Source organism: Gelidibacter algens (assembly GCF_001678675.1).
Taxonomy (GTDB): Bacteria; Bacteroidota; Bacteroidia; order Flavobacteriales; family Flavobacteriaceae; genus Gelidibacter; species Gelidibacter algens.
The window spans coordinates 1-12145 of record NZ_LZRN01000005.1 but is presented as its reverse complement, the minus strand read 5'-3'; the positions used below and the strand labels follow the sequence as shown (position 1 = coordinate 12145).

Here is a 12145-nt window from a genome sequence, read left to right as displayed (position 1 = left end):
TTTAAAATGAAATTTACAATCGCTTTCAGTCTTGCTTTCCTTTTAATGTTGCCTTCTTTTAACGGGTATTCACAAAATGAAACACCACCAACCTCCAATCCACAGTATTGGCAACAACACGTAGATTATACGATGGCTATTGATATGGACGTCAAAACCTACACCTATTCAGGAACTCAAAAATTGGTCTATACCAATAATTCTCCTGATGTTTTGAACCGTGTGTTCTATCATTTGTATCCAAACGCTTTTCAGCCCGATAGCGAAATGGATGCACGCTTGAAGAGTATTGCCGATCCTGATGGCCGAATGGTTACTAATTTAGGAACCAAAGCCGAACCAAATTATGAAAGCAGAATCAGCAAATTAGGCCCTGATGAAATTGGCTTTATCAAAGTGTCTTCTTTGCTTCAAGATGGGAAACAGGTAGCACATGAAACTCAAGGGACCGTCTTGATAGTTACTTTAAACGACCCGATTCAACCTGGAGGATCAACAACTTTTGACATGGTGTTTGATGCCCAGGTGCCATTACAAATTAGACGTTCTGGTAGAAACAGTAAAGAAGGTGTGGCATTATCTATGGCCCAATGGTATCCAAAATTGGCAGAGTATGATGATGAAGGTTGGCATGCTGACCCATATATCGCCAGAGAATTTTATGGTGTCTGGGGCGATTTTGATGTCAAAATTACCATCGATAAAAATTATACCATTGGCGGAACCGGCTACCTTCAAAACCCGAATGACATAGGCCATGGGTACGGAACCGAAGCGGTGAAAAAACAAAAAGGAAAAACCTTAACCTGGCATTTCAAAGCGCCAAATGTACACGACTTTACATGGGCTGCAGATCAAAATTACATCCATGATAAACTTCAGGTTGAAAACGGACCAATGCTCCACTTTTTGTACAAAAATTCAATGCCAGCAGAAAATTTAGAGAATTGGAAAAAATTACAGCCTATTACTGCACAGCTCATGCAATACTTTAGCACCCATATTGGTGACTATCCTTATGATCAGTATTCTGTGATTCAAGGTGGTGATGGTGGTATGGAATATGGTATGAGCACACTGATTGTTGGAGAAGGTTCCTTTAATGGCCTGATCAGTGTAACCGCTCATGAAATGGCACATAGTTGGTTCCAGTTTTTACTGGCAAGCAATGAAAGCAAACATTCATGGATGGATGAAGGCTTTACGAGCTATATTCAAGATAAGGCAATGGATGCTATCAGTGGAAAGAATAGCGATAATCCATTTAGTGGATCTTACCGTTCATATACAGCCTTGGCAAATTCTGACAGAGAGCAGCCACAAACTACCCATTCTGACCGCTATACATACAACCGTTCGTATTCTATTTCTGCCTATAGCAAAGGCTCCGTATTTTTATCGCAATTAGGCTATATTATTGGTGAAGATAACCTCGATAAAACCATCAAAAGATACTTTAAGGAATGGGCATTCAAGCACCCAAAACCAATGGATGTTATCAGAATTGCTGAAAAGGTTTCTGGACTAGAATTAGATTGGTATTTAATGGATTGGACACAAACGACCAACACCATTGATTACGCCATCAAAACAGCTGACTCCGAAGGTAACACAACAACAGTCACTTTAGAACGTATTGGACTAATGCCAATGCCTTTGGATCTGGAAATAACCTTTGCAGATGGTACAAAAACACAGTATTACATTCCCTTAAGAATGATGCGCGGTGCAAAACCAACACCTGGTGCAACATCGGTGTTGACCGATTGGGCTTGGGCATACCCAACCTATACGTTTGACATTCAAAAACCTAAAAGTGCTATAACGTCCATCACCATAGACCCTAGAGGTTATATGGCAGATGTCAATAGAGAAAATAATGTCCTGACCGTTAATTAAACTACGAACATACGTTATAAAAACCGCTTTTTAATAAAGCGGTTTTTTTTATTGACCAAACCTAATTACCTTTGATGCCTTATGGATCAGTCGTTTAAAAAAACAGAAAAACTTAAAAGCCAGAAGCTTATTGAAAAGCTTTTTTCTGATGGAAAGTCGGTTGCTGCATACCCCTTACGTTTAGTTTATATTAAGACCAGCTTTGACGATGCTGCAAAAATAAAGGCTGGCGTTTCAGTAAGTAAAAGACATTTTAAAAAGGCGGTAGACAGGAATAGAATAAAACGCTTGATGAGAGAGGCTTACAGGCTCAATAAATCGAAATATTTTAACAACATTCCTGATCAATATGCGTTTATGATCTTGTATACTGGGAAGTCGGACATAGATTTTAAAACCATTTCCAAAAAAATGAATACCTTAATGGACGTTTTTTTGAGAGAACAATCTAACCCTAAACCCTAAACTTTTTGAGACTAAGATTATGAAAAAGTTATTGACCAAAAAAATACTACTCCCTGTTTTTCTAGGGGTTTTATTTATGACCGGATCAGCATTTAAAAGTGATTTCTTTGAGATTGCCAAACAAATAGAAATTTTTACCACCTTGTTCAAAGAGGTAAATATGAATTATGTTGATGAAACAAATCCAGCAGATTTGATGGATACCGCTATTAAAAGCATGCTTCAGGATTTAGATCCTTACACCAATTTCTATAACGAGCAGGATGTGGAAGAATCCAGAATCAACAATACGGGAGATTACACGGGTATTGGAGCTAGCGTATTGACCTTAAAAGACAAATTAGTTATTGTTGAGCCCTACAAAGATTTTCCGGCAGATAAAGCGGGACTAAAGGCGGGAGATGAAATTATTAAAGTAGATAATACGGTAGTGGCAGACTTTAATGATGATGCTGGCAATTTGTTGCAAGGTGCCGCGGGTACTTCAGTAGCGGTCACTTATGTGCGTCAAGGTAAAACCTTAACTGCCACTATTCAGCGTGAAGCTGTAGAAATACATGCAGTGCCCCATTACTCCATGATCGATGAAAAAATTGGATACGTTGTATTGCGTAAATTCAATGAAAAAGCATCGTCAGAAACCATTACTGCGGTTAGGGCTCTAAAAAGTCAAGGCGCTAAACAAATCGTTTTGGATCTTAGAGGTAATTTAGGAGGCTTACTTAATGAAGCCGTAAACGTGACCAACATTTTTGTACCTCAAAACCAATTGGTAGTCACCACAAAATCAAAAGTTGACAAATACAACAAAACCTATTATACCCAAAAAGAACCCATTGATACTGAAATTCCTGTAGTGGTGCTTATTGATGGAAGAAGTGCGTCTGCCAGTGAAATTGTTGCAGGTGCTTTACAAGATTTGGATAGAGCAGTGGTGGTTGGCGCCAGAAGCTTTGGAAAAGGTTTGGTACAACGTCCTAAAGAATTGGTGTATGGCACGCAAATGAAAATTACCATCTCTCGGTATTACACTCCTTCAGGACGCTGTATTCAGTCATTGGATTATTGGAATAGAGACAAATCCGGTAAAGCCACACGTGTAAAAAAAGAAAACTATACAGCATTTAAAACCAAAAGAGGAAGAACTGTTTATGATGGCGGAGGCATCCAACCAGATATTGAACTTGACATTACTAAATTAAGCCCTATAACCTCAGCTATAGTTGATGAAAATCTCATCTTTGATTTTGCTACAGCCTATTATTATTCCCATCAGGTCAAGGATTTGAAAAGTTTTGAATTGACAGATACCGATTTCAAAGCTTTTAAAGACTTTTTAAAAGACAACAAGTTTACCTTTGAAACCAAGACCGAAAAAGCATTTGATGATGCAATGTTGGTTTCTAAAGAAGAAGCTTTGGATGGAATTATTGATTCTCAATACGCCAGTTTGGTAATGGCTTTAAATGCTTATAAAACAGAAGCCATTGACGATAATAAAACCCAGCTTATGGGTTTGTTGGCTGAAGAAATTGTAAAGCGTTATTTTTATAGAGAAGGGATGTATACCTATTACATTTCTCATAATCCAGAAATCAAAAAAGGAACAGACATACTCAAAAATCCTTCAACCTATCTCGGTCACCTTCAATAACATTCCTTACGTCGATTAGAAAATTAAATTGTTAAAAATTTAGTTATATTTAATTCTTTAAGTGAATACGTTATGAAAAAAATAGTCCTCATAGGTTTGCTTTTCTCCCATATAATTTGGGCGCAACAAGAATTGAAACATGAGGTGTTTTTTGAAACTGATGTCTTTGAAGTTCCCGAAAAAGAACACAGTAGACTTTTAATATTTCTTTCTGAAATTGAAACGCTAGATATTGAAAAAATCTCCATTTATGGGTTTACAGATGATAGAGGCAGTGAATCTTACAACTTAATATTATCTCAGAATAGAGCCAATAGCATTAAAACCATCTTCTCAAACAATGAGTTTGACGAATCTGTTATCACGAATGTAGATGGCAAGGGGAAAATATTATTAAAGCTTATAACAGAAGAAGACGTCAGTAAAATAAGAGGTTTGAATAGAAAGGTGGAGATTGTTGTGACACCAGTTTTCCCACCAAAACCCATTGAGGAGCCGAAACAAAAAACAGCAAAAGAAACCTTAGAAGGAAATATCAAAGCTGGAGATTATATTTTGCTTGACAATATTCTGTTTAAAACCAGTTACAGTTATTTGCTTCCAGAATCTTCAAAAACCTTAGAAGAAATCTCAAAAGTACTGCTCAAAAGAAAAGATATTTATTTTACCATTCAAGGCCATGTATGCTGCACACAAAACAGTAGAGATGCGATTGACAGAAAAACTAAAAAACGTAACTTATCTGTGGCAAGAGCTAAATATATTTATGATTATTTTGTCAAAAAAGGAATAGATTCCAAGCGCATGAAGTTTGTAGGGATGCGTCGTATATTTCCGCTGGGAGGAGAAGCAAAATATGATAGACGCGTAGAAATTCTGGTAACTTATGCGGGAGAAGATAATTAATCTTTTAACATCCCAATATGCGGAATACCGTCCTCTAAATACCCATCACCAAACTCCTTGAATCCTAGGTTATTATAAAACCTTATCAAATAGGTTTGCGCTGAAATCTTAATTTTGATTTCATTATACCTTTCTTCAATAGTATTTATGGAAGCTTCCATAATTTTGTTACCATATTTTAAATGGCGTTCTCCAGCTTTTACCAAAACTCTTCCAATACTTGCGTATTCAAAATAATCTTCTGGTTTAAAAATACGTGTGTACGCCACCAATTTATCTTCTTTGTAGCCTAGAATGTGTAAAGCACTTTGGTCTTTATAATCGATATCTTGATAGACACAATTTTGCTCCACCACAAAAATCTCACTTCGCAATTGCAAAATGGCGTACAACTCATCAATACTGAGTTCTTTAAACGTTTTTGTTATAATAGTTAACATGTCATCTTATAATTCGCCATCATTTTGATAATAGCATTAATGTATTTGTAGCTGCTTAATCTAATCCTGGACAATAATTTCCTTCGGATCTTCTTTGTTAAATTCTGGTTGGATATTGACATGGTTGATCTCAAATTGATCATGTAGTACCGTTTCAATAGCGTGTAAGATCTTATCAAATTCAGATAAACTTATGTCTTCCTTAAATTCCAAATGTGCTTCCAAATGCAGTTCGTCATCGTTTAATCCCCAAATGTGCACATGGTGCAATCTATTGACTTTAGGGATTTTGTGAACGGCCCTAACCACGTCTTTTATATCAATATGATCTGGCGTGAACAACATTAGCATTTTTGAAGATTTGATCAGCAAATCAAAACCAACCCAAATTAAATAGAGAGCAATTAAGAAAGTTAAGATGCTATCTACCCAAAACCATTGGTAAAACGTCATGAGCAAACCACCAATAAATACTGCAACACTAGCCATCATATCTGTAAGTAAATGGATGTAGGCAGAACGTATGTTCAGATTATTCTGTGCGTCTTTTTTAAGTAATAAAACGCTAAATCCGTTAGCAAAAATAGCAATCAATGCCAACCAAATCACTAAGGAAGATTCAATAGGCTCAGGATTCTGAAAACGCTTATACGCTTCAATAATCAAAAGAATGGCCACAATAACTAAGGTAGATGCGTTGATGAAAGCGGCTAAAATCTCAGCGCGTTTATAACCAAATGTTCTATGAAATGAGGCTTTTCTTCTGGACAATTTAGAGGCAAAATAACTCACAATAAGCGCTATCACATCACTAAAATTGTGCAGTGCGTCACTAAGCAAGGCCAAACTTCCTGAAACTAAACCGCCCACTATTTGCGCGGCTGTAATAAGGATGTTCAGCAAGATAGAAATGATTAAATTCTTATCCTTCTTATTAAGATGTGAATGATTGTAGCCCATGGATTATTGTTCCACAGGAATTTTTTTGATTCGATTTTCGTGACGTCCGCCTTCAAAAGGAGTATTCAAAAACGTGTCGACCATTTCAATAGCTTGTGGTAGGGCAACAAAACGTGAAGGAATGCTCAAAATATTCGCATTATTGTGCTGTCTTGCCAAGGCTACAATTTCTTTGGTCCAGCATAAAGCGGAACGCACACCCTGGTGTTTATTGGCTGTCATATTTGCGCCGTTACCGCTTCCGCAGATAATAATTCCGTAATCTACAGTCTTATTCTCCACATCCTTGGCAACAGGGTGTACAAAGTCTGGATAGTCTACACTGTCATTACTGTTGGTACCATAGTTATTGACCTCATAGTTTTTATTTTCTAAATGCTTCATAATGGCCTGTTTATACTCAGTACCTGCATGATCATTACCAATTGAAATTTTCATTTTTGTTGTGTTTTATTTTGTGCATAAAGTTACTAATTGCACGTAAATAAAAGGATATAATTATCCATCTATATAATGATCTAGATGGCGTTGTTAACAACATGCTAGGTTCTCTTCATTACGTGTTGATATCTTGTCGTTAAATACTAACATTAAAAATTTTATAAGTCAATTATTTTCACAATCAAGAATAGAAGTATGATATCCTAAAATTTAAGTCTTTTTTTTCTGTGTACTTATCATCATCAAAAGGAGCTCCTGTAAACATAAAAATGGAATAATGTTATCATGAAATCAGTGTCGAATTGAGTTATAAACAGTTGTTAACAACTGTTAAAATAAGCCTTAAAATCAGTACGTTTGATCCATATAACATGTTAACTACAGATTAACAAAATGTCAACTTTAGGATTACAAAGCAAAAGCTAAAAAAGTTAATAACGGTTATTAACACCCCATCATCACCATCATTTTTTTTTTAAATTTTAAAATAAAAGCTGATTATAATATATATAATTGTGCATAAGTGTTTTCAAATTGTGTTCTATTGATGAAACTCAGTGTTGAGTCATTGTATTTTAGAAACGATGCAATGTATTGAAAACAGGTAGTCCAACTCGTCCCACTGAATTAGAGACTTATTTTTTCACCTATTAGCTAGCCATGGGGATGTTTTCTCTGTTTAGAGATCAGTGCTTGCTGCGGCTTAGATATCTTATTGGCTTTTCAAATTGAAAAAATAGAGACTTTTCTTAAAATTGATTTAAAGTAAACATGCATTTAATATATAAACCTTAGCTTTGTAAAAACTTAATTGCCAATCTTCTCCTTAAATTGAGTTACAAATAACCGAATTTCGCTTAACTTTAGAAATTCAATATGATTACATTATAAATGACGAAAAAAAGAAGAAAGGGATCCTCAAACAAGATCGCTAACCTAACAAATACAATTCTAAGTATTTTAAAAAAAGATAGAAATCAATCTTTTAATTACAAACAAATAGCTGCCAAACTTGAGGTTGATGATGCTTCTAGCAGAAATCAGATTATAAAAAAACTTCAGGAGCTACTCGCTAAAAAGGAAATTGAAGAGACAGAGCGTGGCAAGTTCAAAGCCGTAATTACTACAGAATATCATACAGGAATCCTGGATATGGCCTCAAGAGGCTCAGGATACATTATAAGTGCTGACTTTGATGAAGATGTGTACATTTCATCTAACAATATCAATAAGGCCTTAAATGGCGATGAGGTTGAGTTCTACGCTTATAAACGCCGTAAACGTGGTAAGTTTGAAGGTGAGATCACAAACATCATCAAACGCGCTAAAAGCGAATATGTTGGTGTGATTCAAATTCATGACAATTATGCTTTTGTAGTGGTGAATGGTACAAAAATGTATACTGATATTTTTGTACCTATCAATAAAATTAATAAAGCTGAAAATGGCGATGTCGTTTTGGTATCTCTTGAAAGTTGGGAAAAAAGTGAAGATTCGCCTAAAGGTCAAGTTTTAAAAGTTTTAGGAAAACCTGGAGAGCACAATACAGAAATCCACGCAATTTTGGCAGAATATGGTCTGCCCGCTGAATTTCCTCAGGAAGTTGAAGACTATGCCAATACATTGGACACTTCAATTACCCAAGAGGAGATTGCCAAACGTCGCGATATGCGGAAAACCCTGACTTTTACCATAGATCCAAAAGATGCTAAAGATTTTGATGATGCTTTATCTTTTGAAGTTTTGGATAATGGTTTATATGAAATAGGAATCCATATTGCTGATGTGTCTCATTATTTGCAAGAAGGTACCATTTTAGATGATGAAGCTTATGAACGCGCTACCTCCGTATATTTAGTTGATAGAGTGGTGCCGATGCTTCCTGAAGTACTTTCCAATAGTGCGTGTTCATTACGTCCACATGAGGAAAAATACACATTTTCTGCAGTGTTTCAAATGAATGAAAAAGCTGAAGTGAAAAATGAATGGTTTGGAAGAACCGTGACTTACAGTGATGCTCGATTTGCTTATGAAGAAGCACAAGCCATTATTGAAACCAAAGCAAATCAAATTCCAGAAGACGTTTCCATTACAGGAAAACCCTATGTAGCTGATCAGAAGGTGGCAGACGCCATTTTAAAAATGGATGAGATGGCAAAAGTTATGCGCAGTAAGCGTATGAGAGATGGCGCCATTTCGTTTGATAAAGTAGAGGTGAAGTTCAATTTGGATGAACAAGCAAATCCAATTGGGGTGTTTTTTAAGACCAGTCAAGATGCCAATAAACTGATTGAAGAATTTATGCTGCTTGCCAATAAAAAAGTTGCCGAATTCATAGGCAAAAAATCACCTAAAAAAACCTTTGTATACCGTGTTCATGATGAGCCCGATGCTACTAAGTTGGCTGCATTGCAAAGTGTCGTTTCTAAATTTGGATATAAGCTTAATTTAAAGGATCGGAATAGTATTTCATCCTCCTTAAATGGATTATTAAGTGAAGTCCAGGGTAAAAAAGAGCAGAATTTGGTAGATACCTTGACCATTAGGACGATGAGTAAGGCTGAATATACAACACATAACATTGGCCATTATGGTTTGGCGTTTGATTATTACACGCATTTTACCTCGCCAATCCGTCGGTATCCAGATGTTATGGTGCATCGCTTATTGCAACAGTACCTTGACGGCGATAAATCAGCCAGTGAAGCTATTTACGAAGAGAAATGTAACCATTCCAGTAACATGGAAAACCTGTCAACCAAGGCAGAGCGTGATTCTATAAAATATATGCAAATTAAATTTATGGAAGACCATAAAAATGAAGAGTTTGTGGGTGTCATTTCTGGTGTGACTGACTGGGGAATTTATATAGAAATTGTAGCGAATAAATGTGAAGGCATGGTTTCAGTAAGAGACATGAAAGATGATCATTATGAATTTGATGAGACGCAATACGCACTTGTTGGTAAAAAATCTGGTATAAGTTACCAGTTGGGAGAAGAAGTCGTAGTCAAAGTAAAAAATACAGACTTAGTAAAAAAACATCTTGATTTTACCCTCATTGGAAAACCTGAAGTCGTAACGTTGTAACAATTTTGGATTGTTTTATACTCATGTATTAAAACCAACACAAATGATCCTTACAACAACCAACACCATTGAAGGCTTTAAAATTATAGAATACAAAGGCATTGTATCTGGCATTTCGGTCGATATTCAAAAAATGAAAATGACCTTTAACTTAGAAAAATATTACCAAGGTATTGCTGAAAGTATGAGCACTGTTAAGGAACAGGCATTTCAACAATTGCAGGATAACGCCAAAAAGTTAAGCGCTAACGCTATTATTGGTATTAAGGTGGATATTGAATTGACTGCAAGCAATTATGTGGCAGTTTCTGTTACTGGTACCGCAGTGTTCGTGGCCTAAAATTTAAGTTTTATATATCAGTATCAAAGATTCAAACTAGTTTCAAAATATTAAATTGAGGCTAGTTTTTAAATTAACATAGCTTAAACCTCTAAAAAAAATAATTATGAAGATAGTATTGATGATAGTGTCACTTTTTTTAGGTTGTACATAGCCTAGCCCAAGAAGGCATCGAAAAAAACATTGGAGATTTTGATGAACTCAAAGTCTATGATTTGATCAATGTAACCTTAGTCAAATCTGATAACAATAAAGCCATTATTTCAGGGGACCATAAAAGTGATGTGGAATTGGTGAATAGTAATGGTACTCTTAAGATAAAAATGCGTCTTGGTGAAAAATTTGATGGTAATAAAACTAATGTAACCTTGTATTATAGAGATATTCAAGTTATTGATGTCAACGAAGGCGCATACGTAACTTCTGAAGATACCTTTAAACAGTATGAGATAGAATTGAGAGCTCAAGAAGGAGGTGTCATAAAATTGATGTTGGAGGTGAGTGAAAATGAAGTAAAGGCCGTTACAGGGGGTCAAATTGAAGTGTCAGGTAAAGCTTTAAGACAGGATATTTCCATCAATACAGGGGGAATATTCAATGGAAAGACTTTGGAAACAGAGTCAACTCATGTGGCTATTAGAGCAGCCGGAGAAGCACATATCAATGCCTCAAAATTGGCGGATATAAAAGTAAGGGCTGGAGGGGACGTTTACATTTACGGTAATCCAGAAACAGTAAATGAGAGTAAAGTGTTGGGTGGACGTATTAAGCGCATGAATTAAATAGTTATAGTTAATCTTCATTTATAGGTGTTTGAATTTGAGTAAATACATTGTATCGATCATTTTTTTGACGACCTCTAAGATCCATTAAAAATATAAATTTACGTAGCTTTGTTGAAACACAAGTTTTATGTTTGACGACATTCTATCGGCCATTCCTTTTGGTATTATACTGGCATTTACTATCGGTCCGGTGTTCTTTGTACTGCTAGAAACTAGTGCCACCAAAGGATTTAAAAGCGCACTTATTTTTGATTTGGGAGTGATGCTTGCGGATATCTTATTTATTGCCGTTGCTTTTTTTAGTACCAATAAATTGCTTGATAAAATTAAGGATGATCCAAACTTTCTTGTGTTCGGAGGTGTCCTATTAGTGGTTTACGGTATTATCACCTTTACTAAGACTTCAAGATCATTTCGATCTATCGTTAGAGAATACCACAAGGTTGAAATTCAGAAGAATTATGGTAAACTGTTTTTAAAGGGTTTTTTGCTGAATTTTATCAATATTGGTGTTCTGGTAGGATGGTTAGGATTTATAATTATTGCCAACTCTTTTACTGATTCTAAAGGTGGGGTGATTGTTTTTCTAAGTACAATTCTGGTTACTTATTTTATTATTGATCTTTTTAAGATTCTTATTGCTAAAAAGCTTAAAAATCAACTGACACCACGTCGTATTTTTAAGGCAAAAAAAATCATCGCTTTAGTCATATTAGGTTTTGGAATTTTACTTTTGTCCCAAGCGTTCTTCCCTCATGAAAAGGAATTACTTAAAGACCGTTTAGAGCATATTAATCCGCTGAATTAATAACTCCTTTTAGAACGCTGATAACCCAGATTTTTTATGATTTTCAGTGATTTGTTTCTGCTAGTTATTTATTCATAGCGTTCCCTTGTTACAACACAAATAATAAGATTCTCTAATAAATTTTATGTAATCTCAATGCACGCCTATAACAAATCAGTATCTATCGGCACAATCAGCGTCATCAGCGTTCCATTATAAAATTTCAGAATACAAAATCCCATTCCTGAATCGTTCAGACTTTAGGTTTTTGAGGCATCAAGCGTCCCGACGCATCTGGAGAACTGCTGTAGAAGGTTGTCTACTTTAATCAATTTTTTATAAAGATTTGTAATAAAAAAACCCCCAACAAAAGTTGAA

At 35.5% G+C, this 12145-nt stretch carries 11 protein-coding genes; 8 read left to right on the top strand and 3 right to left on the bottom strand.

All coding sequences use genetic code 11. The features are described 5' to 3' along the window. Nucleotides 1-6 precede the first annotated feature (6 nt). The 4 genes from A9996_RS03275 (at nt 7) to A9996_RS03260 (ending at nt 4924) form a co-directional block, all read left to right on the top strand. A complete protein-coding gene (locus tag A9996_RS03275) occupies nt 7-1899 on the top strand; it encodes a M1 family metallopeptidase (protein WP_083993829.1) in 1893 nt (630 codons plus the stop codon). Nucleotides 1900-1980: 81 nt separating this feature from the next. Further along, a complete protein-coding gene (gene rnpA, locus A9996_RS03270; RefSeq protein ID WP_066430842.1) occupies nt 1981-2364 on the top strand; it encodes a ribonuclease P protein component in 384 nt (127 codons plus the stop codon). A gap of 19 nt (nt 2365-2383) precedes the next feature. Next, a complete protein-coding gene (locus A9996_RS03265) occupies nt 2384-4018 on the top strand; it encodes a S41 family peptidase (RefSeq protein ID WP_066430840.1) in 1635 nt (544 codons plus the stop codon). Nucleotides 4019-4090: 72 nt separating this feature from the next. Beyond that, complete coding sequence (locus tag A9996_RS03260) at nt 4091-4924, top strand: OmpA family protein (protein WP_066430837.1); 834 nt, start codon at nt 4091-4093, stop codon at nt 4922-4924. On the opposite strand, the gene A9996_RS03255 is transcribed toward A9996_RS03260, so the two are convergent. The 3 genes from A9996_RS03255 to rpiB are packed head-to-tail and all read right to left on the bottom strand — an operon-like array spanning nt 4921 to nt 6762. Beyond that, nucleotides 4921-5364, bottom strand: a complete 444-nt coding sequence (locus tag A9996_RS03255) for a GNAT family N-acetyltransferase (protein WP_066430835.1) — start codon at nt 5362-5364, stop codon at nt 4921-4923. The genes A9996_RS03260 and A9996_RS03255 overlap by 4 nt on opposite strands. Before the next feature lie 60 nt (nt 5365-5424). Continuing rightward, nucleotides 5425-6324, bottom strand: a complete 900-nt coding sequence (locus A9996_RS03250) for a cation diffusion facilitator family transporter (protein ID WP_066430834.1) — start codon at nt 6322-6324, stop codon at nt 5425-5427. A gap of 3 nt (nt 6325-6327) precedes the next feature. Further along, complete coding sequence (gene rpiB, locus A9996_RS03245; protein ID WP_066430833.1) at nt 6328-6762, bottom strand: ribose 5-phosphate isomerase B; 435 nt, start codon at nt 6760-6762, stop codon at nt 6328-6330. A gap of 894 nt (nt 6763-7656) precedes the next feature. On the opposite strand from rpiB, the gene rnr reads away from it, so the two are divergent. The 4 genes from rnr to A9996_RS03225 all read left to right on the top strand — a co-directional run bounded on the left by rnr (nt 7657) and on the right by A9996_RS03225 (nt 11788). After that, on the top strand, nt 7657-9855 hold the full coding sequence (gene rnr / locus A9996_RS03240) for a ribonuclease R (protein WP_066430832.1): 2199 nt from the start codon (nt 7657-7659) through the stop codon (nt 9853-9855). A gap of 43 nt (nt 9856-9898) precedes the next feature. Beyond that, nucleotides 9899-10195 carry a YbjQ family protein gene (locus A9996_RS03235; RefSeq protein ID WP_066430830.1) on the top strand — a complete coding sequence of 99 codons (297 nt, stop codon included), beginning with the start codon at nt 9899-9901 and terminating at the stop codon, nt 10193-10195. Nucleotides 10196-10410: 215 nt separating this feature from the next. After that, complete coding sequence (locus A9996_RS03230; RefSeq protein ID WP_248912312.1) at nt 10411-10977, top strand: head GIN domain-containing protein; 567 nt, start codon at nt 10411-10413, stop codon at nt 10975-10977. A gap of 130 nt (nt 10978-11107) precedes the next feature. Next, nucleotides 11108-11788, top strand: a complete 681-nt coding sequence (locus A9996_RS03225) for a LysE family translocator (protein ID WP_066430826.1) — start codon at nt 11108-11110, stop codon at nt 11786-11788. Nucleotides 11789-12145 lie beyond the last annotated feature (357 nt).

Bases quoted from the DNA above. Each gene is read 5' to 3' on its own strand.
- A9996_RS03265 (WP_066430840.1), top strand. From the start codon at position 2,384: ATGAAAAAGTTATTGACCAAAAAAATACTACTCCCTGTTTTTCTAGGG.
- A9996_RS03250 (WP_066430834.1), bottom strand. From the start codon at position 6,324: ATGGGCTACAATCATTCACATCTTAATAAGAAGGATAAGAATTTAATC.
- A9996_RS03235 (WP_066430830.1), top strand. From the start codon at position 9,899: ATGATCCTTACAACAACCAACACCATTGAAGGCTTTAAAATTATAGAA.
- A9996_RS03225 (WP_066430826.1), top strand. From the start codon at position 11,108: ATGTTTGACGACATTCTATCGGCCATTCCTTTTGGTATTATACTGGCA.
- rnr (WP_066430832.1), top strand. From the start codon at position 7,657: ATGACGAAAAAAAGAAGAAAGGGATCCTCAAACAAGATCGCTAACCTA.
- A9996_RS03260 (WP_066430837.1), top strand. From the start codon at position 4,091: ATGAAAAAAATAGTCCTCATAGGTTTGCTTTTCTCCCATATAATTTGG.
- rpiB (WP_066430833.1), bottom strand. From the start codon at position 6,762: ATGAAAATTTCAATTGGTAATGATCATGCAGGTACTGAGTATAAACAG.
- A9996_RS03275 (WP_083993829.1), top strand. From the start codon at position 7: ATGAAATTTACAATCGCTTTCAGTCTTGCTTTCCTTTTAATGTTGCCT.
- A9996_RS03255 (WP_066430835.1), bottom strand. From the start codon at position 5,364: ATGTTAACTATTATAACAAAAACGTTTAAAGAACTCAGTATTGATGAG.
- rnpA (WP_066430842.1), top strand. From the start codon at position 1,981: ATGGATCAGTCGTTTAAAAAAACAGAAAAACTTAAAAGCCAGAAGCTT.